Genomic DNA, 25111 nt, shown 5'->3' with positions numbered 1-25111 from the left:
ACGGCTCATGCGCGTATCGTCGTTTCAGGTCAAGCCTGAGGATCAGGTCCCGCGCGGCTTGACCCGGTTCGTCGGCGGCGCCTCGGCGGGGTTCTCCGGCCAGGGATGGCGGGGATAGCGCCCCCGCATCTCCGACCGAACCGCCGCCCAGGAGCCGGTCCAGAATCCCGGCAAATCCTTGGTCACCTGCACCGGTCGCCGCGCCGGCGACAGCAGGGCCAGGGTCAGAGGAACCCGCCCGCCTCCGACACTGGGATGGATTTTCACCCCGAACAGCTCCTGAACCCGAATATCCACACGCGGTCCGCCCTCGGCCGCATAGTCGATCCCGGCGGATCCCAGCGGGGTCGTCAACCGCGCGGGCGCCAGATCGTCCAGCTTGCGCTGCAGATCCCATGGAATCAGCCCGCGCAGGGCCTCGGCCAGCTTCCCGTCGCCGATGACCGCCAGCGACTTCGCCCCGTCCAGCAGCGGCCACAGCCAGTCCTCGCGCGCCGCCATCAGCCCCATGTCCGACATGTCGGGCCAGGTCGGGTCCAGCCCGTGCAGAAAGGCCAGCCGCGCCCGCAGGGCTGACGCCTGCTCGCCCCAGTTCAACACCCCGATTCCGTCCGCCTCGACCTCGCCCTTCAACTCGGCCGACAACTGGCTCGCGTTCGGCGTCCCGATCACCTTCTCGTCCAGCACGACCGCCCCGATGCGACGGATCCGCTTGATCACCGCCCGCCCGGACGATTCGCGCGCCAGTCTTTCCTCGGTGTCGATCAGCCGGGCCAGATCGGCCTCCAGGGTCGCCGAATCCAGCGCAGCCGCCAGCCGAACCCGATCCCGAGCCTCACCGCCGCCCAGTTCCGCCACCGCCAGCCAGGTCTCGCGCGCCAGGACATCGGTCGCGTCCAGCATGGCCCCGCGCCCGCTGGCCAGCAGCATCTCGCCCGGCTTGCCGCGCATCCGGGCGATCCGTTCGGGAAAAGCCTCGGCCAGCATCAGACCCGGCTCTACGGTCCCGCCCGATCCGCCGCCCGCCGCCCGCGCCCAGCGTTCGGCCAGTTTCATCGCATCCCGCGCGCGTGGCGTCCGATCCCGGCTCAGCCCGACCAACCGCTCGTGCAGATCGACGCCTGATCCGCCCAGGCCCGGTTCGCTCAGCACCGCCGCGATCCGCGCGCCGGTCATGGCGTCGCCGCCGTCCGAGGCCACGGCCACCATATGGGCCAGGCGCGGCGACAGGGGGATTCGCGTCAGCCGCCGCCCGTGCGCCGTCAGCCCGCCCTCGGCGTCCAGCGCCCCCAGCCGGCTCAGCACGTTGCGCGCCTCGGCCATGGCGCCGGCCGGCGGCGGGTCCAACAGGGCCAACCCCTCGACCGACCGCGCGCCCCACCGCGCCAGATCCAGCGCGAGGCCGGTCAGATCCGCCTCCTGGATTTCGGGTCGCTGATGCGGAACCAGGCCGCGCGTCTGTTCCTCGTCCCACAGCCGATAGCAGACGCCCGGCTCGGTGCGTCCCGCCCGTCCGCGTCTCTGCTCGGCCGAGGACCGGCTGACCCGTACGGTCGCCAGCCGCGTCAGACCGCTGGAAGGCTCGAACCGGGGCACGCGTGACAGGCCGCCGTCCAGCACCACCCGAACCCCGTCGATTGTCAGGCTGGTCTCGGCCACCGAGGTCGCCAGAACCAGCTTGCGTCGCCCCTGGGCCGCCGGTTCGATGGCCCGGTCCTGTTCGGCCCTGTCCAGACCGCCGTACAGCGGAACCAGATCAACATCAGGCAGCCGAAGTCGCTCGCCGACCAGCCGCGCGACCCGGTGGATCTCGCCCTGCCCCGGCAGGAAGGCCAGCACAGATCCCGTCTCCTCGCCCAGCGCCGTCAGACAGGCCCGCGCCATGGCCTCCTCGAACCGTTCGGCCGGATTGCGCCCGAGATAGCGGGTCTCGACCGGATAGGCTCGTCCCTCGGCCTCGATCACAGGCGCGCCGTCGAGCAGACGCGACACCCCCGCCACGTCCAGGGTCGCCGACATGATCAGCAGCCGCAGGTCCTCGCGCAGTGCGGCTTGCGTTTCGCGCGCGAGGGCCAGGCCCAGATCGGCGTCCAGACTGCGCTCATGGAATTCGTCGAACAGCACGGCGCCGATCCCGTCCAGCGCCGGATCGTCCAGGATCATTCGGGTGAAGACCCCCTCGGTGATCACCTCGATCCGCGTCTTCGGCCCGATCCGGCTCTGTAGACGGGTGCGATAGCCGACCGTTCCCCCTGCCTGTTCGCCCAGGGTGAAGGCCATCCGGTCGGCCGCGGCGCGCGCGGCGATCCGGCGCGGCTCCAAGACCAGGATTTTCCCGTCGCCCAGCCAGGCCTGGTCCAGCAGGGCCAGCGGCACCACGGTCGTCTTGCCTGCCCCCGGCGGCGCAGCCAGCACCGCCGTATTGCCCGATGCGAGGGCGGCTTTCAGCGGGTCCAGAACGGCGTGTATCGGCAGCATGACCCGCGTCTAGCCCGATGCGAGGCGATCACGAAAGCGTCGTGAGGCCTTAACCACCCCGTCATGCGCGTTGCGCGGCCCGCGATCCGCCGCTAGCGTCCGCCCCGACGCGGCCGAGGGCCGCTGTAAAACGTGGGGGTATTTTATGTGGCGCGTTAAATCGCTCGATGCGATTCTGGCCACGGCCGAGAAGAAGTCGCTTCATCGGTCGCTCGGACCTGTTCAACTGACTCTGCTGGGCATCGGCGCCATCATCGGCACCGGCATCTTCGTCCTGACCGCCGCCGCCTCGCAGAAGGCCGGCCCGGGCATGATGATCAGCTTCGTGATCGCTGGCGCAGTCTGCGCCGTCGCGGCGCTCTGCTATTCCGAACTGGCCGCGATGGCCCCGGTGTCGGGCTCGGCCTACACCTATACCTACGCCGTCATGGGCGAGCTTCTGGCCTGGACGGTCGGTTGGGCGCTGATCCTTGAATACGCCGTGGCCGCGTCCGCCGTGTCGGTCGGATGGTCGGGCTATGTCCTGGGCTTGATAGAACAGGGGCTCGGGTTCGATTTCCCCGACCTGTTATCCGCCGGACCGACCTGGAGCATCCAGGGCTTCCTCCCTGTTCCTGACTTCTCGGCGGGGATCGTCAACATCCCGGCCATCGTCGTCGCCCTTCTGGTGACCGGCCTTCTGATGCTCGGCACAACGGAATCGGCGCGCGTCAACGCCGTCCTGGTCCTCATCAAGGTCGCGGCCCTTACGGTCTTCATCGTCATCACCCTGCCGGTGATCAAGGCGGAGAACCTGTCGCCCTTCGCGCCCAATGGCATGTTCGGCGCCTATTCGGGCATGGGCATCGTCGGCGCCGCCGCCTCGATCTTCTTCGCCTATGTCGGCTTCGACGCCGTTTCGACCGCAGCGGAAGAGACCAAGAACCCGCAACGCAACGTGCCGATCGGCCTGATCGGCTCCCTCGCCATCTGCACCATCTTCTATCTGCTGGTCGCCCTGGGGGCAGCCGGCGGCATCGGGGCTCAGCCGGTGCTCGGCGCGGCTGGAGAAGCCGTCCAACCTGGATCTCCCGCCTTCGTCGCCGCCTGCGCCCTGCCGGCCAACGCCGAGGCCCTGGTCTGCTCCAACGAAGCCCTGGCCCATGTGCTGCGCGTGATCGGCCACCCGCAGATCGGCAACGCCCTGGGCACGGCCGCGCTTCTGGCCCTGCCTTCGGTCATCCTGATGATGATCTATGGCCAGACCCGCATCTTCTTCGTCATGGCGCGCGACGGCCTGCTGCCTGAAGGCCTGACCAAGATCCATCCCAAGTGGAAGACGCCCTATATCGTGACGGCCTGCACCGGCATCGCGGTGGCCATCGGCGCCGCCCTGTTCCCGGTCGGCCAGCTGGCGGACATCTCGAACTCCGGCACCCTGTTCGCCTTCTTCATGGTGTCGCTGGCGGTGCTGATCCTTCGGGTCAAGGAGCCGAACCGCAAGCGTCCGTTCAAAACGCCGCTGATCTGGATCTTCGCGCCGCTGTCGGCGTTCGGCTGCGCCTTCCTGTTCTGGAACCTGCCGCACGACGCCAAGATGGTGCTGCCGATCTGGGGCGGCATCGGCCTGGTGATCTATTTCCTGTACGGCTACCGCAAGAGCCACCTGGGTCGCGGCCTCGTCGAGGTCCACGAGACGGACAGCGACGTCCCGCCGCCGCCGGTTCCGCCGATCCACTAAGACCATCCATCAAGAAGAAAGGCCCCGGATCGCTCCGGGGCCTTTTTGCTTTGGTGCGGATGAGAGGACTCGAACCTCCACGCCTCTCGGCGCTGGAACCTAAATCCAGTGCGTCTACCAGTTCCGCCACATCCGCGTGTAGGCAGGCCGTCGCCTCTAGAGGGCCGCGAGGGCCGTGACAAGCGTCAACGGCGCCCGGCGACCAGTTCGTTGCGGATGGATCGCCCGAGAGGGTCCCTGGCCTGCCAGCTGTCGCCGACGTCGGCCTCGACCATCCGGCTGCAGAACCGCGGCAGAATCTGACGCGGCCGGAACCCTGTGAGGCAAATCTTGTCGCCCTCCCGGCTCCAGCGGGCGCTCAACTGACGCCCATCCGAGAACTGGGAAGCGTAGCGTCCGTCGGGTTCGAAGAAATGCTTCACCCACTGCCCGTTCGGATAGTGGGAGATGATCGTATTGCCGAAGGCCTCGTCCATATCGGCGCGCGCGGGCGCCGCCGCAGCGACGCCCAACATCAGGCAACAGCCCATCCACGCGATCTTCATCGCGCTCCCTCCCTCTCGCTTCCCCCGGCATCGACTATTACCGATCCGAAAAGCGTGACAAGTCGGGATGTTCCCTGAACGTCTCAGCCGTTGCCGCGACGGCCCGATTCGAACAGGAACCAGACGCGCTTCTCGGTCTCGTCGACCCAGTTCTCCAGCAGGCTGGCGGTGGCGATGTCGTTGTGCTCGTCGCACAGGTCGTGCACTTCGCGCATCCGTCCCACCAGATCGTTGTTGTCGTCGCGCAGCTCGGCCAGCATATCCAGCGGGTCGACATAATCGGCGTCATTGTCGGCGACGCGTGATTCCTTGGCGATCTGCCCCACCGAACGCAGGGTCGTGCCGCCGATCTTGCGCGCCCGCTCCGCGATCGGGTCGGTCATGGCGAGTATCTCGGCCGACTGTTCGTCCAGTAGCAGATGATAGTCGCGGAAATGCGGTCCCGACACGTGCCAGTGGAAGTTTTTGGTCTTGATGTAGAGGGCGAAGACATCGGCCAGAAGGGCGGTGAGGGCGGCGGAAATATCGCGCGTCGCGTCCTCTGACAGGCTGGTTGGGGTTCTGAGCGGCGCCAGACGCTTTTCGCGGGCGGTGACCATGGTCGTTCTCCTCGGCTTAACCTGTAGTCTAGCTAAGGATCACGACGTCGGGACGAAAGCCCTGCGGCAGGTCAATTCTGCTTATGGCGAAGATAGGCGGGGTCGATCCCGAGCCGACTGTTCGGGAAATCCGCCGGGGCGTCCTTGGTCAACTTCTTGCTGACCTCTCCCCTGGCCAGGGGCCTGTTCGCCAAGACCGGGGTTCCGGCGCAGGAATCCGGTCCGGCCTGGCCTAGTTTCACGCCCGACGGGGACCGGCTGATCGAGTTCTCGAACAACGGCGCCGTGGTCGTTCGAGACTTCGGCCGCGCGCATCTCGACGCCCTCGAGACCGCCACGCCGCTCCGCTGATCAGACCACGCCAAGTCTTTGTTCGCCACACGCCAAGAAGCCTGGCCGACCTCGACCTAGTCTGACCTCATGACGATCACCCTCACATCCGAATTCATCCGCAGTCTCGACAGCTCGGCCCAGGACGTGTCGACCGCCGAGACCCTGCCTCCAGAGTGCTACACGGACGCCGAGTTCTATGCGTTCGAGAAGGAGGCCATCTTCACGCGCGAATGGCTGTGCGTCGGGCGCGAGAGCTGGCTGGCGGAACCGGGCGATTATTTCACCACCACGATCGCCAACGAGCCGATGGTCGTCGCCCGCAATCGCAAGGGCGAGATCAAGGCCATGTCGTCCGTCTGTCAGCACCGGGCCATGCTGGTGGCCGAAGGCAGCGGCAACGCCCGCGGCTTCCTGTGCCCCTATCACCACTGGGCCTATTCCCTGGACGGCGACCTGGTCGCCGCCCCCGCGATGAACAAGACCTGCGACTTCGACCGCAAGGCGCACGGCCTGCCGAACTTCAAGGTCGAGCTGTGGCACGGCTTCATCTTCGTCAATCTGGACGCCGAGGCCGAGCCCCTGGCGCCGCGCCTGACCCAGGTGGCCGAGGCGATCGCCCCCTATGACCTGGCCAAGGCCGAGGGCCCCCGACCGGAACCGGCGCCCCTGATGGCGTGGAACTGGAAGGTCATGTTCGAGAACAACAACGACGGCTATCACGCCAGCCGTCTGCACCACGGACCGCTGCACGACTTTGTGCCGTCGAACCTGGCGGAGTTTCCGCCGGCCGACCCGGCGGCCGCCGGCTATCTGCGCTACAATGGGTCGACCCATCCGGACGCCAGCTTCAACGCCACCCAGAAGGCCATGCTGCCGATCTTCCCCGGCCTGACCGAGGTCGAGCGCAACCGGCTGACCTTCGCCAATCTGCCCCCGACCTTGTCGCTGGTCATGACCAGCGACGTGGTGATCTATATGATCCTGCGGCCCGACAGCCCCCAGACCCACTATATGGACACCGGCCTGCTGGTCGCGCCGGGCGCGATGAAGGACGACGCCTTCCCGCACAAGCTGGAAGCCATGTGGACCGCCACCCAGCACATCATCGCCCAGGACTTCGACGTCGACGCCAAGGTCCAGATCGGGCTGCAGTCCCGTTACGCCAAACGCGGCCGCTACTCCTGGCAGGAGGGCGCCCAGGCCGGACTGAACAACTGGCTGATCCGGCGCTACAAGGCCGAGTGGGAGCGCCACAATCCGGAGCCTCCGGTCAAGCCGCGCCTGGCGGTCGTCGGTGGCTGAGTCCCGTTCCGACACCACGGCGGCGGCGCAGACGCCGTCCCTGCGCCACCCCCCGTCGCCCGTTTCCAGCCAGTCCAGTGTCGTGTCGCCCATGGTCCAGTTCAATCTCGTGACGCGCGAAGGCGAGACGATCCAGATCAAGGGCGACGAGGATCTGTCCGTGATGGAGGCGATCCGCGACGCCGGCGTGGACGAGCTACTGGCCCTGTGCGGCGGCGCGCGATCCTGCGCCACCTGCCATGTCTATGTGGAACCGGATGTGGCCGCATCGCTCGCCCCCATGACCGAGGACGAAAGCGACCTGCTCGACGCCTCCGACTACCGGACCGAGTTCTCTCGCCTGTCCTGCCAGCTGAAACTGACCGGCGCCCTGGACGGCCGCACCTTCACCATAGCCCCCGAGGACTGAGCCGCAGGCAGACGGCCCTCAGGCCGCTTCCGCGACTGCAGCGTAAAGCGCCTTCAGGGGCGTCCCAGCGTCCGCCAGGGCGGCCTCGGGTATGACGGCGCGCCCGACCACGAGCGCCCGTCCCTGGACGTAGTCCTTGACCGCGTTGATGCAGTCGAGGGCGATCACCTGCCCCTGACGAAGATAGACGACGGAATAGCTGGCGCTGTCGGCGTCGCCGCGCACCACCACCGCATCATGGCCCGAGGCCAGTCCGACCGACTGCAGACGCAGGTCGTACTGGTTGGACCAGAACCAGGGCGCCGCCGCATAGGGCGTGGGCCGGCCGCAGATGTGGCGTATAGCCGTCTGCGCCTGGTCGTGGGCGTTCTGAACGCACTCCAGACGGATCGGATCCGCGCCGGCGAACGGATTGAGGTGACGGGCGCAGTCGCCGATCGCAAGGACCCCGTCCAGGCTGGTGCGACAGAATTCATCAACCAGGACGCCGTCGCCTCCCTCCGCACCCGCATCGAGCAGGGGCTGGACACTGGGCGTCACGCCGATACCGACGATGACCCGGTCCGCCTCCAGAACCTGGCCGTCGGACAGGACGACCGCGCGGACCCGACCGTCGCCTCCCCTCAGTTCATCGACCGACAGGCCGAAGCGGAAATTCACCCCCATGCGGCGGTGCGCGGTCTCGAAGGTCCGGGCGACGATCTCGCCCGAGGTCCGGGCCAGCAACCGCTCCCTGGCCTCGACCACCGTGACCCGCTTGCCGGTCTTGATCAGGGCCGCAGCGGCTTCCAGACCGATATAGCCGCCGCCGATCACGACGACGTCCTGCGCCGCGTCCAGCCCGGCCAGCAGGCCGTCCACATCGTCGCGTCCACGCAGGACATGAACCCCGTCCAGATCACCTCCGGCGCAGGTCAGGCGTCGCGGCGCCGCCCCGGCGGCCCAGATCATTCGGCCATAGGACAGGACCTCGCCCGCTTCGGTCGTCGCGCGTCGCTCGACCGGATCCACAGCCACGATCCTCGTCCGCGGCCGCAGGTCGATGTCCCGGTCGGCCCAGGCGTTCGCCGGACGCAGCGCCAGGCGGTCGAACGGCTTGGCGCCCGACAGATAGTCCTTCGACATCGACGGTCGATCATAGGGCAGCCAGGGCTCGTCCCCGACAAGGGCTATGGAGCCCTCAAACTTCTCCTGCCTCAGCAGCAGCGCCGCTTGGGCGCCGCCGTGACCGGCGCCGACGATCAGCACGTCGAAATGTTCCATGATCGCAGCCGCTCAGGACAGCAGTCGCGGCACGGACACCTGCTTGATGCTGAACCAGGCTTCGGGGTGTTCGGGCTTGCCGTCGCGCGGCGCCTCGCGCACCTGGACCACGCCGTTCTTGCCAAAGCCCGGCACGACGGGCCGCCCGGCGTTCCGGCTCAGCCACAGCCGCAGGAGGTGACGACGGCGCTGCGGCTCCGGGTGATCCTGGAACTCGGTGCGAGAATGCAGGGCCGCATAGTTCGACAGCCACTGGATGTCGCCCGGCCGGAAATCCATCTCTATGGCCATGCCCGGCTCGTAGGTGATCTCGTCAAACAGCTGCAGCACCTCGATCTGCTCGGGCGTGATGCGCGGCACGTCGGGATATTCCTGGGCGGTCAGGATATAGAGGCTGCCCGCATACATGCTGAACACCCCCTGCGCCAGGCTGACGACCGGCGAGGTGTAGCTGTTGGCCGGTGCCTCGTGATCCTGGCGTTTCCAGTCCCAATGGAAGGGTTCGAGCAGCAGGGGCGCCAGGTCAGGGCGACGCCGCAGGATCTCGTTGTAGATCTCGGCGCCGGACACCAGGCAGGAGGCGCCGCCGGACTTGGCCGGACGCAGGCACATCAGCGAGACGATGTCCGAACTGTCGGAGTGGAAGACCAGCTTGTCGCGCACCTTGGACGACAGGGCCGTGGGATCGTCCATGGTCTTGGTCGAGGTGGCGTAGACGCTGTCCATCAGGTCGCCCAACTCGTTCAACCGGATGGGATCGCCCATGTGCAGACCCAGGATGTAATAGATCGCCGCCGACAGGGCGTCGGAATAGAGGTCGGTGCGCAGACCGCGCACCAGGACGAAGCCACGCCCCCGGTCCACGTCCCGGCCCCACTCTTCGACGGCCTCGGCGCAGGCCACGAGCGGATAGTCCTCCGCCTGGACGAAGCGCAGATCCGGATCCTCCTCGACGAACCTCTGCCCCAGGGCTTCCAGTTCGACCAGTTGCTCCGGCGAGAGCATATAGACCCAGTCCTGCGACTTGCTGAGCGTGTCCCCACGCCAGGCGGCGGCTCCGGTGATGGGCGGCAGTGCAGTCAGGGTGCTCATCTCGAGGTCTCGACTTCCGGTGGTGACATGATCTGGCCCGAGCCTATCACTTCATCGCACGACCGATTTGTCGTCAGCCGCGCGCGATTTTGATCCTGGCCGCACTCAGCCGGCGAACATGGCCTTGCGGATGATCGCATGGACGCCCCAGTTGCCGTTGACGACTTGGGTGACGCCGAAGTCGACGCCGACGGAAAGCAGGGAAATGGCTTCGTCCTCGCTGAGGCCGCGCGTCGTCATCAGGAACCGCCTCGCCTTGCGGAAGGCGTCCCGCATGGCCAGGTCTATGGAGGACTTCTTGTAGACCTCGCTCTGCGCCGCGGCCCCCAGCTCCTTCAGGTAGTTGGGATGGCTGAAGCCGAAGATGACCCATTCGTCGGCGGTTTCCAGCAGGGGATAGTCCAGGTCCTTCAGCGGCTCGCGCGCCGTCTTGGCCGGATGCAGGATCACCTGGATCACGGCCGTCATCGAACATTCGATGGCCGTGCCGCACAGTTCGGAATCCCCCTGGGACGCATGAGGATCCCCGATCGACAACAGCCCGCCCGCGACCGCCACCGGCAGGAAGATGCTGGCGCCGGGGCCCAGCCGCCAGTTGTCGATATTGCCGCCGAAGTTCGCCGGCGGCACCGAGTCGACCAGATCGGCATGGGCCGGCGCCATGGCGACGACCCCGAAATGGGGCCGGATCGGCACCTCGACGTCGCGCAGAATGTCGAAGTTGCGCTCGACCGTGTCCAGATCGACCGGGACGCCCGGATAGTCGATCTTGTCGTGCACGACCCCGAACGGATCAGTCTGGGGCGTCCAGCGATAGTTGTAGACCGCCCGGGCGCAGCTACGGCTGTGCTGGTGATCGATCTCGTAGATGGTCACCACCTCGCGCGGCTTCGGCTCAGTCAGCAGGTCGTTGTAGTGGAAGCCCCAATAGGCGGCGGCGTTGCTGCCGAAGGCGCGGCCGGCGAACCGGGGATTGCCGCTGGGCCGGGGCGAGATGTCGAGAATACGCACCTCGACTACATCCCCCGGACGCGCCCCCGCGATGGCGATCGGCCCGGTGCAGATATGGACGCCGAACCCCTCGCCGGCCCCGCGCCCCAGGGCCGAGGCGTCGCCCGGCCCGGCGCCGCGCCGATCGACAGCCTTTTCCTCGGCCGTCCAGCGAAAGACCGATTCCACGCCCGCATCCCCCTCGACCATCCGTTCCGGGTCGTCATTGGCGTGATGGGTCAGGGTCTCGATGGTGACATAGTCGCCCGACTGGACCTCGATCGCCGGCTTGAGCCCCCGGCTGAAATAGCCCCAGTGAATGGTCTCCGGCGTCGCCGGCAGCAGATGGTGGCGGACCTCCGCCCCCATGACCGGCGGATCGATCACCGGTTCGGGGGGCGCCGCTTCGACTTCTTCGTCCTCGATCGTCGCCAGGCGGAGCTGAGGCTTGCGCGGCTCCTTCAGCGACCCGGGCCGTCCCCTCAGAGGGGCCTCGTTCGCCTCCTCCTTCAGAACGGCGGGCGCCTTGCGGTACTGGCGCGGGCTGACGCCGTACTGATCCCGGAACGCCCGGCTGAAGGAGGCCGAGTCGTTGAAGCCCCACTGGAACAGGATTTCCGAAATCGACTTCTGGGCGTGCAGCGGACTGCCCAGGTCCAAACGACAGCGTTCCAGCCGTCGGGTCTTCACGCAATGGCCGAAGCTGTCGCCGACGGATTCGAACAGCTTCTGCAGATAGCGGGGCGAGATGCCGTGTTCGAGCGCCACCTGCTGCAGGCTCAGGTCTGGATCGCTCAGGCGGATCTCTATGGTCTGGAAGACCCGTTCGAGCAGCGCCGCCCGCCCCCCAGCCGTCCCGCCGCGATCCTTGTCGGGCGCGCTGTCCAGCAGCAGGGAGGCGATGAACTCCGGCAAGGCCGTCTCGACCGGCCGCATCTGGTCATTGGTGGTGTCGACCATGGCGTCAGCGACCGAGAACAGCAGGCCGGCCATCATCCGTCCCAGGTTCGACTCGGCGTCCAGCACCGTCATGACCGACGGCGGGGTCGCCCGCGCCTTCAGACTGGGCAGGGTCAGGGGCGCACGGACGACCAGCAGTCGATGATCCCCGGTCATGTCCAGGCGAACCCCGACCCGGTCGCCGCCGCAGATCAGCGAACCGGCCGCCAGATCCTGGCGCGCCGCCCCACTGGTGACCGTTCCCTCGCCCTCCAGCACCAGGACCAGCCAGACACAGGCCAGGGTCTGGCTGAAATCAACCGCCAGCGACTGGCGCGATCCCGTGATGCGGAGAAACTGGATGTCCAGGGCGCTGCGGAAGGTGACCAGTTCGCCATAGATGTCATCCTCGCTGTCGAGGCACTCGAGCGAGACGCGTTTGAGGGCGAACCGCCACGCATCGTGACGCTGCTCCTTCGGATAAGCGTTGGTCGTCAGCCGCACTGATACATGGCCTGGATATTCCCGGGAGCGTCGCGTCCAACGGGGAGGAGGACACAACGCCAAGGCGACGCTAGTGGAGCAAAGTATCCATGGTCAATGCAGGGATCATCCGGGCACGTCCATTATCTGTCGGGCTTGATTTCCGGCAGGTCGCCGACCACGCCCTTGCTCGGGAAAATCCCCCGATCGACGCGGACGTGGATGCCCTGGGTGCCGTCGACCACCTGGGTCACGCCGAAGTCCGTCGCCACGCTCATCAGCGAATAGGCGTCGTTGCGGCTCAGGCCCTGATGCTCGGTCAGCAGGTGCAGCATGTCCAGGGCGGCGTTCTTCATCGCCTTGTTCAGGTCTTCGTCGAAGCCGTGCACGATCCACTTGGTCGGGGTTTCCAGCAGGGGTGACGGGAAGCTGAAATCCTTGCGCAGCACGATCTGGAACAGGACGTCCAGCGACGCCTCAATGGCCGTGCCTGAAATCTCGCCGTCGCCCTGGCTGACGTGAGGGTCTCCGATCGAGAACAGGGCGCCGTCGACCTGAACCGGATAATACATCGTCGCGCCCGCGCCGATGCGCCAGTTGTCGATATTGCCGCCGTGCAGGCCGGGCGGAATGGTGCTGACCCGCTCGTCGGTCGCCGGCGCGACGCCGGCCGTGCCCAGGTGCGGACGGGCGGGGATGGTGACCCCCTTCAGCGCGGGCTGGCGCTCGCACACCGGGCAGTGGGTGATCGTCCCCGGCGTCAGATACTTGCCCTTGAAGTCATAGGCGTACAGGGCGCTGGCGGTGTTGGCGTTGGGATCGAGCTCATAGATGGTGACCCGCTCCTTCTCGTCGAACTCCTGGTAGAGATGCCCCCAGTTGGCCGCCAGGTTTGAGCCGTGGTTGAACCGCGGCGTCATGCGGAAATAGCGGACCTCCAGCATGTCGCCGGGCTTGGCGTCTTCGACATAGATCGGGCCGGTCATGATGTGCACGCCCGGCGCGCGGTCCGACGCATCGATCTCGGTGAAGATCCGCGTGATGGCCTCGTCCATCATCAGCTCTGGCGCGTCGCCAGCGTGGTGCGTGACAGCTTCGGCCTGGATCAGGTCGCCGCTGCGGACGCGGAGCGCCGGTTTGATCTCGGGGTGGAAATAGCCCCAGTGCACGGTTTCCGGCGTCGCCCGAAGGTGATGAATCGCCCCCGTCTTCACCTCATGCCGCACCTGACCGCCGTCGCAGATCAACGCCATTCGCCCGCTCTCCTGAAAACCGAATTGGGGCCAGACATCGCCCTGACGACGCGGAAGGTCTTGACCTCACGCGCACAAAACTCGGGCTGAGGCGCACGGCGTTCAGGCGGGCTGTCGCGTCTGGACCGGCTCCGTCTCGCCCCGTTCGGCGTAGCGTCGCGCCAGGATCGCGCAGACGATCAGCTGCAACTGATGGAACATCATCAGCGGCACGATGATGATCCCCGCCGTGGCGGCGGGGAACAGCGCCGCCGCCATCGGCACCCCGCTGGCCAGGCTCTTTTTCGATCCGCAGAAGACCAGAACGATCTCGTCCGCGACCTTCAGGCCGGCCAGGCGCGCCGCAAAGGCGGTCAGCCCCAGCACCGCAGCCAGAAGCGCCACGTCCAGGACCGCGATCACGGCGAGATCCCCGGCCGTCAGCCGGGTCCAAACGCCCCCGATCACCGCCGCGCTGAAGGCCGTATAGACGACCAGCAGGATGGATCCCCGGTCCAGACGTCCCAGCAGGACCTTGTGGCGATCGACGAAGGCCGCCGTGATCGGCCGCGACAGATGCCCCACGACGAAGGGCGCCAGCAGGGTCAGGGCCACATTGCCGATCGCGCCCAGAAGATCGCCCGCCGCCTCGGACTGGGTATGGATCATCAGGCCCACCAGCAGGGGCGTCAGCACCACGCCCACGATATTGGACAGAGAGGCGCTGCAGACGGCCGCCGCCACATTGCCGCCGGCTATCGCCGTCAGCGCAATGGAAGACTGGACTGTGGACGGCAGGGCGCACAGGAACAGGACGCCGACCTTCACCTCGTCCGAGACCCAGACGCCGGGCGCCAGGGCCACCGCCATGCCGAGCAGCGGAAAGAGGATGAAGGTAGAGCCGGCCACGCCGAGGTGAAGCCGCCAGGCCCCAAGGCCGTGAACCACCGCCTCGCGTGACAGTTTGGCCCCATGCATGAAGAACAACAGAGTGATCGCCGCGCGGGTCGCCCAGTCCAGCGCGATCGCGACGGACCCTCGACACGGCGCCAGACTGGCCAGAACCACGGCGCCGACAAGCAGCAGTGTGAAGCCGTCAGGCCGGATGCGGCGAAACATGGTCGAACTCGATCTTCAGGAGGAAACGGGATCAATCCAGCGCGAGACGCGCGCGCTCCGCATCGTCCGCGTCATGGAACAGGAAGAGGATCTCGGCGCCGCCGTCGGGCGTCGTCGCCCAGTCCGCCTCCACGATCTCTATGTCAACGGCGCTGACCCATTCCATGGCCGTGCGGGTGACCGCCTGGCGGGCCAGATCGGACAGGTTCAGGCCCTCGGCCGCATAGCCTCCCGCATTGAGCGCGGCGAGGAGGCGACGCTCCTCGCTCTCCACATCCGAGCGCGGGATCAGGTAATGCAGTTTCGCCACACGTATGTCTCCGAAGGGCCGCGCAAACCCCAGACATCTGTCTTGCGCACGCCTGACTTCATGGGAAGACCTGTCTCGTGTCGGCCCCTCACCGAGTCAATCCGACCTTCAGCAGACGGAGGTTCCTGCAACAAATAGGACGTGCCAAATCAAGAAGGCGCAACACGAGACGGACACCTTGGCTGCGCTGTTTCGGCGCTCCTAGCCCGCCGTACCAGTGTCCTGTCTCAGCGAGATAAAGGGGATACGCTGATGCGCCGCCAAACCTGTAAGGTCGCCAGTTCGCGATTGGTACTGTTGCTTTCCGCCTCTATGGTCGCCCTGGCGCCGTCCGCCGCTCTCGCCTTTGAAAATGAGCCCGCCGACGAGTCGACCGCCGCGATCGAACCCCAGTCGAGCGAACTTTCCGAAGTCATCGTCACGGCCGAGCGTCGATCCGTCGGACTGCAGAAGGCGCCCATCGCCGTCACCGCCGTCACCGCCGAGACGCTGGAGCAGGGCAATATCACCAATGTCACGGGCCTGAACGGCGTCGTTCCGGGCCTGGTCGTGGCGCGCAGCGGCGGCGGCGAACTGATGGTCGCCATTCGCGGCATCGGTTCGGAAACGCCCGAGAACACCAACACCCAGCCGGGCGTCTCCTATCACGTCGACGGTGTCTATATCTTCAACTCCATCGCGGCGAGCGCCGCCTTCATCGACGTGGCTCAGGTCGAGGTTCTACGCGGCCCGCAGGGGACCATGTTCGGTCAGGGATCGACCGGCGGCACGATCAATGTCGTGACCAACCAGCCGGAACTCGGAACCTACGGCGGCGCCCTGTCGGTCGGGGTCGGCAACTATGATCTGAGCAAGACCAGCGCGGCACTCAATATTCCTCTGGGCGACACCTTCGCCATTCGCGGCGCCGTCCAGACCTATCGCCATGAAGGCTATGCCTACGCCACCGGTGTCGAGGGCACGGATCACTACGACCTCGACGAGGCCGACGAGACGGGCTGGAAGGTCTCCGCCCTCTGGGCGCCGCGCGACGACCTGTCGATCACCCTGAGCGCCATCAGCTATGACAGCGACACCAACGGCCCGGCGCAGAAGAACATCCTCGATCCCGAATCCGACCCCCGGATCCTGTCCCAGGACTATCCGGGCAAGTCGGTCGTCGAGACCGACCTGTATTCGGCCTCGCTGAAGTGGGACCTGCCTTGGGCGACCTTCAAGTCGATCTCCAGCTACCAGAAGCTCCACAGCATGCAGGCCTGGGACGCCGACGGCCTGACGGCGGACCTCTTCTACGACCTAACCTACGATCCCCGAATCTTCACGGGCACCGCCTACGACCATGTCCCGCTGTGGGAGTCGGACACCGAGTCCTACACCCAGGAGTTCAATCTAGCGTCGAACACCGACGGACCGTTCCAGTGGATCGGCGGCGTCGTCTATCTCCAGTCGGAAAACGCGCAATACGTCATCGAATACCGCGACGACGACGACAACATCATGCGCCCGGCCCTTCCGAAGGACACCCCCTTCGACGATCCTGCGGTCGCCAGCGTGACCTATGCGGAGCTGTCCAGCATCGAGCGCAAGTCCTGGGCCGCCTATTTCCAGGGAACCTACGACCTGACCGACCAACTGAGCCTCACCGCAGGTCTGCGCTACAACAAGGACGAATACAGTGGGGCCAGCGGCAGCTACAGCGGCGGCGATCCCGGCTTCACCTCCGGCGCCCATCTGCAGCCGACGGCGCGCCCCGGCCTGACCACCGAGGAGGTGACCGGTAAGGTCTCGCTCGATTACCAGTTCACCCCGACCAATATGGTCTACGCCAGCTATACGCGCGGCTATAAGCCCGGCGGCCTGAACAGCGCCTCCGACAGCGGCACGGACTGGCAGGCGATCAAGGCGACCTTCACCCCGGAAACCGTCGACGCCTTCGAGGTCGGCTCCAAGAACCGGTTGCTCGACAACCGGCTGCAACTCAACGCGGCGGCCTTCCTCTACAGTTACAGCGACATGCAGTTCCTAGAAGAGGATCCGGTCCTCTTCTACGAGGGGATCAGCAATGCGCCGAGCGCCGAGATCTATGGTCTGGAGCTCGAAGGCTCGTGGCTGGCGACGCCGAAATGGCGCTTCGACGGAACCCTCTCCTTCACCGAAGGTCAGTTCGACGAAGACTACTTCGCCCTGGACCCCGTCTCGGCCGCCCAGGCCCAGAGCGACGCCGGCTATCCGGGCTATCTGTTCTGGTCGAACTTCTACAACGCCGCCCTGGCCCGCAACTCTGCGCGCGCCAACATCAACGGCAACGATGTGCCGAAGATTCCCGGGCGGCAGGGTTCGGTCAGCACGACCTATTCGGACAACATCGCGGGCGGCTTCGTCACCGCCAAGCTCGAGTACGTCTATCGCGGCGAATACGTCTATCGCCTGTTCAACGAGGCCTCGACCGACATCGTGCCGGCCTATTCGACGGTCAACCTCTTCCTGCGTTACGAGCCGGAAGCGGCGAACTGGAACGTCTCGCTGACGGGCTCCAACCTGTTCGACGAGGAAGGCCTGAACTCGCGCTTCAGCGATCCCTACGGCAGCGCCCAGGTCAGCGACACCTATATCGCGCCTCGCCAGTGGATCGCATCAATCGGCTACAAGTTCTGACCTTACAGGGACGTCGAACATGACACAGACCGCCGTCCAGTCATCCGCCCCAGCCCCAGTCGTCCCCGCATCAGCGGGGGCGACCGAACCCTATCGCACCATCAAGGTCGAACCAGTGACCCTGCGGATCGGCGCCGAGATTTCAGGCATCGATCTGACCCAGCCCATAGGCGAGGCCCAGAAGATCGAGCTGCGGCGCGCCCTGGCCGAGCATCTGGTCATCTTCTTCCGCGACCAGCCGATCAGCCACGAACAGCATATGGCGCTGGGACAAGCCTTCAGCGAACTGATCGTCCACCCCGGCGCGCCCGGCATCGAGAACCACCCGCTGATCGTGGCCATCCATGCCGACGCCGACTCAAAATATGTGGCGGGCGAGTCCTGGCATTCGGACCTCTCTTGCAACGCCGAGCCGCCGATGGGCAGCATCCTGCGCCTGCACACCGTGCCCGAGTGCGGCGGCGACACCCTGTTCGCCAGCATGTACGCCGCCTACGAGGCCCTTTCGGACCGGATGAAGACCTATCTGGAGGGTCTGACGGCCGAGCATGACGCCAATCACGTCTATCACGCCCTCTACAAGGACTATGAGACGGTCTATCCGCGCAATAACCACCCGGTCGTGATCACCCACCCGGTGACCGGGCGAAAGGCGCTGTTCGTCAACTCGTCTTACACCACCAGGATCAACGAACTGTCGGACGAGGAAAGCCGGGCGATCCTGGCCTATCTCTATGAGCACTGCGCCAATCCGAACTTCCACGTCCGTTTCCGTTGGCGTCCGAACTCGATCGCCTTCTGGGACAATCGCTGCACCCACCATCTGGCGGTTTGGGACTATTTCCCCCAGGTCCGCTCCGGCTTCCGCATCACTCTCAAGGGCGAGCGACCGGTCTTCTGACCCGCCCCCTGTTCAAAACGGATCGGACGACACCATGAAAACCTGGCTGATCACAGGCGTCAGTTCCGGCTTCGGCCGCGCCCTGGCCCAGGCCGCCCTGAATCGCGGCGACCGGGTCGCCGGCACGGTCCGCAGCCCCGAGGCGGCGGCGCGGTTCGCGGCCCTGTCGCCCGACCGCGCGCATGGCTTCGTCATGGACGTGGTAGATCCCGCGGCGGTCCAGGCGACGGTCGCCGCCGTCACGGCGGCGCATGGCCCGATCGACATCCTGGTCAACAACGCCGGCTATGGACTGGTCTCGGGAGTGGAAGAGGTCTCCCTGGCCGAGATGCGCGCCCAGTTCGAGGTCAATGTCTTCGGCGCCGTGACGGTGATGCAGGCGGTGCTGCCCGCGATGCGGGCCCGGTGTTCCGGCACGATCGTCAATGTCACCTCGGTCTCCGGCCTTGTCGGCTGGCCCAGCTTGGGCGTCTATTCCGGCAGCAAGTTCGCGCTGGAAGGCATCACCGAGACCCTGGCCCAGGAGGTCGCGCCGTTCGGCATCGGCGTCATGATGGTCGAGCCGGGCGGTTTCCGCACCGACTTCGCCGGACGGTCGCGCATTGAGGCCGCCACCCCCATCGCCGACTACGAGGGCACCACCCTGACCGAGTGCAAGCGCATCCTCCAAGGCCACGCCGGGCAGGAGCGAGGCGATCCCGCCCGCGCCGCCCAGGCGATCCTGGCGGCGCTCGACGCGGAACAGCCGCCCCTGCGCCTGCTGCTGGGTGCGGACGCCGTCGGCTATCTGCGCGACAAGTTGGAGGTCCAACTGGCCGAGACCGCGCAGTGGGAAACTCTGTCGACCGGCACCGACTTCGCCGATGTCGAGGCCGCCTGATCCAGGCCGCCGACAAGTCTGCGTGCGCCTGGGGTCAAGAATGGATCCCCGGCCAGGTTCAATGAAGCATCACCCTTTCCCGACCGCCGAGGAGCGCGCCCATGGATAAGCCGGTAGTCTGAGCCTCGGCTCGGTCAGGCGGCTTTGGCGAACGAGACATTTGCGAACCTCCCTGACGGCCCAGGCCGTCGGACGATCCATTTCTCTCCGCCGACCGCCCCTGTCCGATCGTCGTTTCCGGCCAGGGATCCGTCGGCGCCCTGCGCGGACCTGACGCAATGACCACGACCTCTTCTCACCTGCCCTCCGACCTCGGCGGCAAGGACCTCGGCGTCTTCATGCCGATCGCCAACGGCGGCTGGATCATCTCCTCCTCCACGCCGAAGCTGGACGGCTCCTACGCCTATAATCGCAAGGTCGCCGAACTGGCCGAACACCATGGCCTCGACTTCATCATGGCCATGTCGAAGCTGCGCGGTTTCGGCGGCGAGACCGAACACTGGCGCTATTCGATGGAGTCGCAAATCCTGATGGCGGCCCTGGCGGCGGTCACCAGCCGCGTGAAGGTCTGGGCCACCGTCCACACCCTGCTGCAGAACCCCGCCGTCACCGCCAAGATGATGACCACCCTGGATCACGTCAGCGGCGGTCGCGCCGGACTGAATGTGGTCAGCGGCTCGTTCAAGGACGAGTTCGAGCAGATGGGCGCCTGGCGCGACGATCTGAACCACGACGACCGCTACGCCTTCGCCGAGGAATGGGTCCATGTGATCAAACGGCTCTGGTCCGAGCCCAGCGTCACCCACGACGGCCGGTATTTCCAGCTGAAGGACTGCCAGAGCGATCCCAAGCCGTTGAGCGATCCCCGTCCCTTCCTGGTCTGCGCCGGCACCTCGTCGCGCGGCATGAAATTCTCGATTGAGGAGATGGACGCCATCTTCCTGGGCGGGGCGACGGTCGAGGAACTCGCCGCCAACAGCCGCAAGGCCAAGCAGATGGCCAAGGACGTCGGCAAGACCATCAAGACCTACACCATGATCAATCTGGTGATCGGCGACACGGACGAGGCCGCCGCCGCCACGGCGGAATCCTATCGCGCCGGCTTCGACGAGGGCGCCCTGCACGGCATGATGCGCGCCTACGGCTTCCTCGACAGCGAGATCGGCAAGGAAAACGCCTTTGTGAAAAAGGCGCGCAGCGGCTTCATCAGCGAACACGCCGTCGGCTCCGCCGAGACCATAGCCGACAGGCTGATCACCCTGCTCGATCAGGCCGACCTGGACGGGCTGATGCTGATCTTCCCCGACTATCTGACCGGCCTGCCGGTCTTCGCCGAAAAGGTGCTGCCCCTGCTGCGCGCCCGCTTCCCCGAACGGGCCGCCTGATGGACGAGACGCCCGATCCCTTCGCCATCGTCACCGTCCCACGCGCGGACCTGGCTGGAATGATCCCGCCCGCCGGCACTGCCCTGCTGATCGTGGACGTCCAGAACGACTTCGTGGCCCAGGACGGCGTGCTGGGACGCTCCGGCATGGACATGTCGATCCTGGAGCCCGCCCTGGCGCGGATCCCCCCCCTGATCGACGGCGCGCGGGCGGCGGGCGTCCCGGTCGTCCTGATCCGCGTGGTCACCCGCAAGCAAAGCGACAGCCGGGCGTTGCAACTGCTGATGCAGAGGCGCGGCTACGGCGACGACGCCCTGGAACTATGTCGGGCTGGCGAGGTCGGCGCCGACTACTACGGGACGATCCAGCCGCAGGAAGGCGACATCCACATCGAGAAACTGCTCTATTCCAGCTTCTCGGGGACCGACCTGAATCTGCAACTGCGGGCGCGCGGCGTCGACACCTTGGTGGTCGCCGGCTTCACGACCGAGTGCTGCGTCGATTCCACCGCCCGCGACGCCTTCCATCATCAGTTCAACGTCTTCGTCGTGGAGGACGCCTGCGCCGCCTACGACCCGGCCCTGCACCGGGCGGCGATGAACATCATGACCCGGAATTTCGCCCTGCCCGTACTGACCGACGACGTGCTGGCGACCTGGACGCCGCTCTAGGCGCGGAACGGGCCCAGTTCGCTCAGCCGCAACTCAAGGGGCGCTGCCGATCAAGCGGCGCGCAACAAGACGGCGGAGAGTGGGGATCAGGATGACGGAGCTTCTTTCCAGATTTTAGGCAACCGCGCCGGGCGTCTCGCCCGCCGCCCCAATCCGAGGAATGACGATGGCGCGCAAATATCTGGTCATGTTCGCAGCTTCGCTCGGCTTCTTCTTCGTCACCGCGACGACCTTCACCTCGCTGGGCTATGTGCTCTACACCATGGTCGAGGATCTCCACTGGTCGCAGGCCGCCGCCGGCTTCAGCTTCGCCTGCCTGGGTCTGGCCTGCGGGCTCAGCAGCCCCCTGCCGCCGCTGCTGATGAAGTTCGTCGGTTCGCGCTGGACCATGTTCGTCGGCGGGCTGGTTCTGGCGCTCGGCTTCTTCCTCGCCGCGATCATCCAGCACATCTATCTCTTCTTCCTGGCCACCACCCTGATGGGGGTGGGCTTCTCGCTGGTCGCCCCGGCGCCTGCGGTTTATCTGCTCGCCACCTGGTTCCCCAAAACCGCCTCGCGCTGGGTCGGCTTCTACTTCATGGCGGGTGCCTTCGGCGGCGTCGTGGGACCGCTGATCGTCGGCAGCATCGTCGGCCTGTCGGGCAGCTGGCGCGTCCACTGGATGGTGATGGCGGCCTTCGCGGCCGTGGTCGGCCTGATCTGTCTGATCTGCGTGCGTGACGCGGTCAGGGTCGAGACGACCGACCAGGTCAAGGCGGCCGGTTCCGGCGGCATCGAGGTCGAACTGCCCAGGCCCTGGTCCGTGTCGGCGGCCCTGCGGACCCCCTCCTTCCTCTTCCTGGCCCTGGCCATGATCGTGGTCCAGACGGTCGTCACCACCATGCACTCCGTCCTGGTCACCCATGTCGCCAGCCTGGGCGGCGGCAGCGCGCCCGGCGCCATCGCCATGAGCCTGCTGGCCCTGACCGGCACCCTGGCCAAGGGCTTCACCGGCGCCCTCAGCGAGAAGACCAACCCCAAGGGTCTGATGGTCGGCGGCCTGTTCCTTCAGAGCCTGGCCATCGTCATCCTCTGCACCACGACGACGCCGATCCTCGCCTATGGGTTCGCGCTGATCTTCGGCCTGGGCTGGGGCATGGCGTGGCTCAGCGCTCACATCCTGCTGCTGCGCTATTTCGGCAGCGCCATCGCCGGCGAGATGGTGGCCATGGCCACCATGGCCACCACCTTCGCCGTCCTCGGCCCGATCGTAGCCGGCTGGGTGGCCGACGAAACCGGCGGCTTCGTTCCCGTCTTCGCCGTCCTGGCCGCCCTGCTGGCCCTGGTCGGTTTCAGCAGCCTGCTGTTCATGCACCAGCCGACCCCTGAAAGCGGCGCCGGGACGGACACCGCCGCCTCGACCATCGCCCCGCATGAGGCCGCCGCCGTTCCTGCGGCCGAGTAAACCCCCGCGATGTCAGACGCCGTTCTTCCCTTTTCGCTGAATCAGTTCAGCGCCGCCGACATCGCCGCCATCGACGCCGCCATCGATCGCGACGAACTGGTCCGGCGCGTCCTGGAACTCTGCAACATCCCCAGCCCGACCCGACGCGAGCGCGAGGCCGGCCAGTACGTCTTCGACTGGATGGCCGAGGAAGGCTTCGCGCCCGAAAAGGTCGCTCTGGTCGAGGATCGCTTCAATGTCGTCGGCCGGTTCGGTGGAGAGGGCGACGGGCCCAATCTTCTGTTTTCCAGCCACCTGGACACCGAAAGCCCCTTCTATGAGCCGGTCGACCGCCACACCTATCGCCCGGAGACGCTGGCGGATCCGCAATGGCTGCAGGCCTGGCTCGAGGACGAGGTCTTCTTCGGCTATGCGGTCGGCAACGACCGGGGGCCGATGGTCTGTTTCATCATGGCCGCCAAGGCCCTGAAGGCCGCCGGGTTCAAGCTGTCGGGAAGCCTGTATCTGACCGCCTGTCCGGGCGAGATCGGCCCCGAGCCGGTCGACGAACACCAGGGCGTGGCCAGTCTCGGCAAGGAGCTGGGCGCCGCCTATATGCTGGCGCACGGCGGTGTCGCTCCGGACTTCGCCATCTCGGCCGAGGGCACGGACTTCGGGCTGAACTGGGCCGCCTGCGGCTACGCCTATTACAAGATCACCGTGTACGGCGAGGCCCTGTTCACCCCCATTCTCGATCACGAGACCCAGACGGCGCGCCTGAATCCGATCGTGCGCATGGGCGGGGTGATCGAGGCCGTGAACGCCTGGGCCCGCACCTATGAGAAGACCCACGCCTACGAGAGCGAAGGCGGCGGAACCGTCACCCCCAAGGTCCAGATCTGCGCCATCCGGGGCGGCAATCCCCAGTCCATCGGCGCCTCCAGCGAGGTCTGCTCGATCTACCTGGACGTCAACATGGGGCCGCTCCAGACGATCGGCGCCGTGGATCGGGAGCTCAAGGCCGTGCTGCGCGCGGCCGGGTTCGAGGACTGCGAGGTCCGCCCCTATGTCTTCCGCGCCGGCGCCGAAGCCGACCCGGTCGCCGTCCAGCCGCTGAAGGCCGCCCTGGACAAGGCCCACGCCTCGGTGCGCGGCGGCCCCATGCCGGTCGGCCACACCGTCTATTCCAGCATGTGGCGGGACCATAATGTCTTCAATCTGAACCGGATCCCCTCCGTCACCATGGGGCCGGTCCGCTGGCGTCCCAGTGTCGACGACCTGGTCGCCTGCACCCGGATCTACGCCCTGGCGACCCTGGCCCTGTGCGGGCGCGTCGCATGACCGCCGCCCTGACGCTTGACCCGGCACGGGACACGGCGCGTTTTCTCGCCGCCATGGCAAGCTTCCCGTCGGGGGTGACCATCATCACGACTAGCGTCGAGGGTCGGCTCAGCGGCACGACGGTCAGCGCCTTCAGTTCCCTGTCCCTGTCGCCGCCCCTGGTCCTGGTCTGCCTGGCCACCTCCAGCCGCACCTTGGGCGCCGTGATCGCCAGCGGGCGGTTCTGCGTCAACATCCTCGGCGCCGGCCAGGAGGATCTCGCCTACGCCTTTGCCCGGTCCGGCACGGAGGCCCAGGCCGCCGCCCGTTTCGACGGGGTCGCGTTCGACCTGGCGCCGGACGGATCGCCGGTGCTGCGGAACTGTGCGGCTACGCTGCAATGCCGGTTGGGCGAACGCCTGCCGGGCGGCGACCACGACATACTGATCGGACGCCCCAGACAGATCCACGTCGATCCGGACCTGGCGCCCCTGGTGCATGGCCGGGGGCGGCTGTCGCATCTGCCCCCAGCCTGAACCCTGATCGAGCGCCCTATTCGCGGGTGAAATGATCCGGCACGGCCGGGTTCGGGCCCGCCTTGCCCCACAGCAGGATCTCGTTGCCCCAGGGGTCGCGGAAGGCGTGGTTGTAGCCGTTGAACTCGGCCCAGTAGTGATTGCGCCACAGTTCCACGGCGCCGCGCTCGATCGCTGCGCCCAGGATGCGTTCCGGCGTGTCGTCGTCGCTGACCAGCACCCAGATCCGCGCCTTGCGCCCGTCCTGGCTCAGGCCGCGCGGCGCAACGCCCGCAGGCTCGGGATGGGGCCGCGCATTGGCCGCGTCGAAGATCCCCAGATGCAGATTGCCGATCAGACTGGGCGCGCCGTCCGGATTGGTGAAATGGCCGCCGGGCACCATCCGGTGATAGATGCCCTCGGGCCGGGCGTCGTTCTCCCAGCCGAAGACCTCGGCATAGAAGCGACCGGCGGCCGAAGGATCATCCGAAGCCAGATCCACGAAGATGAGGGTGTTGGGTTTGGACAAGCGGAACTCCATCGTTCC

The 25111-nt window shown here is 66.7% G+C and carries 22 protein-coding genes and 1 tRNA gene; 12 read left to right on the top strand and 11 right to left on the bottom strand.

Annotated elements, in window-relative coordinates:
• Positions 1 to 42 precede the first annotated feature (42 nt).
• On the bottom strand, positions 43 to 2478 hold the full coding sequence (gene hrpB, locus ACIQ1T_RS06655) for an ATP-dependent helicase HrpB (protein WP_395943731.1): 2436 nt from the start codon (positions 2476 to 2478) through the stop codon (positions 43 to 45).
• Between the two features lie 145 nt (positions 2479 to 2623).
• Between hrpB and ACIQ1T_RS06650 the strand changes: the two genes are divergently transcribed.
• Entirely contained in the window at positions 2624 to 4198 is a 1575-nt protein-coding gene (locus tag ACIQ1T_RS06650) for an amino acid permease (protein ID WP_395943730.1), read from the top strand.
• A 51-nt stretch (positions 4199 to 4249) separates the two neighbouring features.
• Here ACIQ1T_RS06650 and ACIQ1T_RS06645 read toward each other — a convergent pair.
• From ACIQ1T_RS06645 to ACIQ1T_RS06635, 3 genes are all read right to left on the bottom strand, one after another.
• A tRNA-Leu gene (locus ACIQ1T_RS06645) sits at positions 4250 to 4334 on the bottom strand.
• A 49-nt stretch (positions 4335 to 4383) separates the two neighbouring features.
• On the bottom strand, positions 4384 to 4743 hold the full coding sequence (locus ACIQ1T_RS06640) for a hypothetical protein (protein ID WP_395943729.1): 360 nt from the start codon (positions 4741 to 4743) through the stop codon (positions 4384 to 4386).
• A gap of 83 nt (positions 4744 to 4826) precedes the next feature.
• A complete protein-coding gene (locus ACIQ1T_RS06635) occupies positions 4827 to 5342 on the bottom strand; it encodes a Dps family protein (protein ID WP_395943728.1) in 516 nt (171 codons plus the stop codon).
• A 156-nt stretch (positions 5343 to 5498) separates the two neighbouring features.
• On the opposite strand from ACIQ1T_RS06635, the gene ACIQ1T_RS06630 reads away from it, so the two are divergent.
• From ACIQ1T_RS06630 to ACIQ1T_RS06620, 3 genes are all read left to right on the top strand, one after another.
• Positions 5499 to 5693 carry a hypothetical protein gene (locus ACIQ1T_RS06630; RefSeq protein ID WP_395943727.1) on the top strand — a complete coding sequence of 65 codons (195 nt, stop codon included), beginning with the start codon at positions 5499 to 5501 and terminating at the stop codon, positions 5691 to 5693.
• Between the two features lie 69 nt (positions 5694 to 5762).
• The gene (locus ACIQ1T_RS06625; protein ID WP_395943726.1) at positions 5763 to 6977 is read left to right on the top strand and encodes an aromatic ring-hydroxylating dioxygenase subunit alpha; all 1215 of its coding nucleotides are present in this window, start codon (positions 5763 to 5765) and stop codon (positions 6975 to 6977) included.
• Complete coding sequence (locus ACIQ1T_RS06620) at positions 6970 to 7386, top strand: 2Fe-2S iron-sulfur cluster-binding protein (RefSeq protein ID WP_395943725.1); 417 nt, start codon at positions 6970 to 6972, stop codon at positions 7384 to 7386. The genes ACIQ1T_RS06625 and ACIQ1T_RS06620 overlap by 8 nt, the downstream gene beginning before the upstream one ends.
• Before the next feature lie 18 nt (positions 7387 to 7404).
• Here ACIQ1T_RS06620 and ACIQ1T_RS06615 read toward each other — a convergent pair whose 3' ends face one another.
• The 6 genes from ACIQ1T_RS06615 to ACIQ1T_RS06590 all read right to left on the bottom strand — a co-directional run bounded on the left by ACIQ1T_RS06615 (position 7405) and on the right by ACIQ1T_RS06590 (position 14814).
• Positions 7405 to 8649 carry an NAD(P)/FAD-dependent oxidoreductase gene (locus tag ACIQ1T_RS06615; RefSeq protein WP_395943724.1) on the bottom strand — a complete coding sequence of 415 codons (1245 nt, stop codon included), beginning with the start codon at positions 8647 to 8649 and terminating at the stop codon, positions 7405 to 7407.
• A 12-nt stretch (positions 8650 to 8661) separates the two neighbouring features.
• Positions 8662 to 9741, bottom strand: a complete 1080-nt coding sequence (locus ACIQ1T_RS06610) for a TauD/TfdA family dioxygenase (RefSeq protein WP_395943723.1) — start codon at positions 9739 to 9741, stop codon at positions 8662 to 8664.
• A gap of 105 nt (positions 9742 to 9846) precedes the next feature.
• Positions 9847 to 12168, bottom strand: coding sequence for an acetamidase/formamidase family protein (locus tag ACIQ1T_RS06605; RefSeq protein ID WP_395943807.1), 2322 nt, complete (start codon positions 12166 to 12168; stop codon positions 9847 to 9849).
• Between the two features lie 128 nt (positions 12169 to 12296).
• A complete protein-coding gene (locus tag ACIQ1T_RS06600; protein WP_395943722.1) occupies positions 12297 to 13406 on the bottom strand; it encodes an acetamidase/formamidase family protein in 1110 nt (369 codons plus the stop codon).
• Positions 13407 to 13508: 102 nt separating this feature from the next.
• Positions 13509 to 14504, bottom strand: a complete 996-nt coding sequence (locus ACIQ1T_RS06595) for a bile acid:sodium symporter family protein (protein WP_395943721.1) — start codon at positions 14502 to 14504, stop codon at positions 13509 to 13511.
• A 31-nt stretch (positions 14505 to 14535) separates the two neighbouring features.
• Positions 14536 to 14814, bottom strand: a complete 279-nt coding sequence (locus tag ACIQ1T_RS06590; RefSeq protein WP_395943720.1) for a hypothetical protein — start codon at positions 14812 to 14814, stop codon at positions 14536 to 14538.
• 297 nt (positions 14815 to 15111) lie between these two features.
• Between ACIQ1T_RS06590 and ACIQ1T_RS06585 the strand changes: the two genes are divergently transcribed.
• The 8 genes from ACIQ1T_RS06585 (at position 15112) to ACIQ1T_RS06550 (ending at position 24585) form a co-directional block, all read left to right on the top strand.
• Entirely contained in the window at positions 15112 to 17469 is a 2358-nt protein-coding gene (locus tag ACIQ1T_RS06585) for a TonB-dependent receptor (protein WP_395943719.1), read from the top strand.
• A gap of 19 nt (positions 17470 to 17488) precedes the next feature.
• Complete coding sequence (locus tag ACIQ1T_RS06580; protein WP_395943718.1) at positions 17489 to 18370, top strand: TauD/TfdA dioxygenase family protein; 882 nt, start codon at positions 17489 to 17491, stop codon at positions 18368 to 18370.
• Positions 18371 to 18404: 34 nt separating this feature from the next.
• Positions 18405 to 19250 carry an oxidoreductase gene (locus ACIQ1T_RS06575; RefSeq protein ID WP_395943717.1) on the top strand — a complete coding sequence of 282 codons (846 nt, stop codon included), beginning with the start codon at positions 18405 to 18407 and terminating at the stop codon, positions 19248 to 19250.
• Positions 19251 to 19528: 278 nt separating this feature from the next.
• Entirely contained in the window at positions 19529 to 20635 is a 1107-nt protein-coding gene (locus ACIQ1T_RS06570; protein WP_395943716.1) for an LLM class flavin-dependent oxidoreductase, read from the top strand.
• Positions 20635 to 21306: a cysteine hydrolase family protein gene (locus tag ACIQ1T_RS06565; RefSeq protein ID WP_395943715.1), complete on the top strand. Its 672-nt coding sequence runs from the start codon at positions 20635 to 20637 to the stop codon at positions 21304 to 21306. The genes ACIQ1T_RS06570 and ACIQ1T_RS06565 overlap by 1 nt, the downstream gene beginning before the upstream one ends.
• 166 nt (positions 21307 to 21472) lie before the next feature.
• Positions 21473 to 22750 carry a CynX/NimT family MFS transporter gene (locus tag ACIQ1T_RS06560; protein ID WP_395943714.1) on the top strand — a complete coding sequence of 426 codons (1278 nt, stop codon included), beginning with the start codon at positions 21473 to 21475 and terminating at the stop codon, positions 22748 to 22750.
• A 9-nt stretch (positions 22751 to 22759) separates the two neighbouring features.
• Positions 22760 to 24070 (top strand): peptidase M20, encoded by a 1311-nt coding sequence (locus ACIQ1T_RS06555; RefSeq protein WP_395943713.1) that lies wholly within the window; start codon positions 22760 to 22762, stop codon positions 24068 to 24070.
• Entirely contained in the window at positions 24067 to 24585 is a 519-nt protein-coding gene (locus ACIQ1T_RS06550) for a flavin reductase family protein (protein WP_395943712.1), read from the top strand. Before ACIQ1T_RS06555 ends, ACIQ1T_RS06550 begins: the two co-directional genes overlap by 4 nt.
• Positions 24586 to 24601: 16 nt before the next feature.
• On the opposite strand, the gene ACIQ1T_RS06545 is transcribed toward ACIQ1T_RS06550, so the two are convergent.
• A complete protein-coding gene (locus tag ACIQ1T_RS06545; protein WP_395943711.1) occupies positions 24602 to 25093 on the bottom strand; it encodes a VOC family protein in 492 nt (163 codons plus the stop codon).
• Positions 25094 to 25111 lie beyond the last annotated feature (18 nt).

Source organism: Brevundimonas sp. (assembly GCF_044336875.1).
Classification (GTDB): domain Bacteria; phylum Pseudomonadota; class Alphaproteobacteria; order Caulobacterales; family Caulobacteraceae; genus Brevundimonas.
This window is presented reverse-complemented; position numbering and strand designations above follow the sequence as displayed.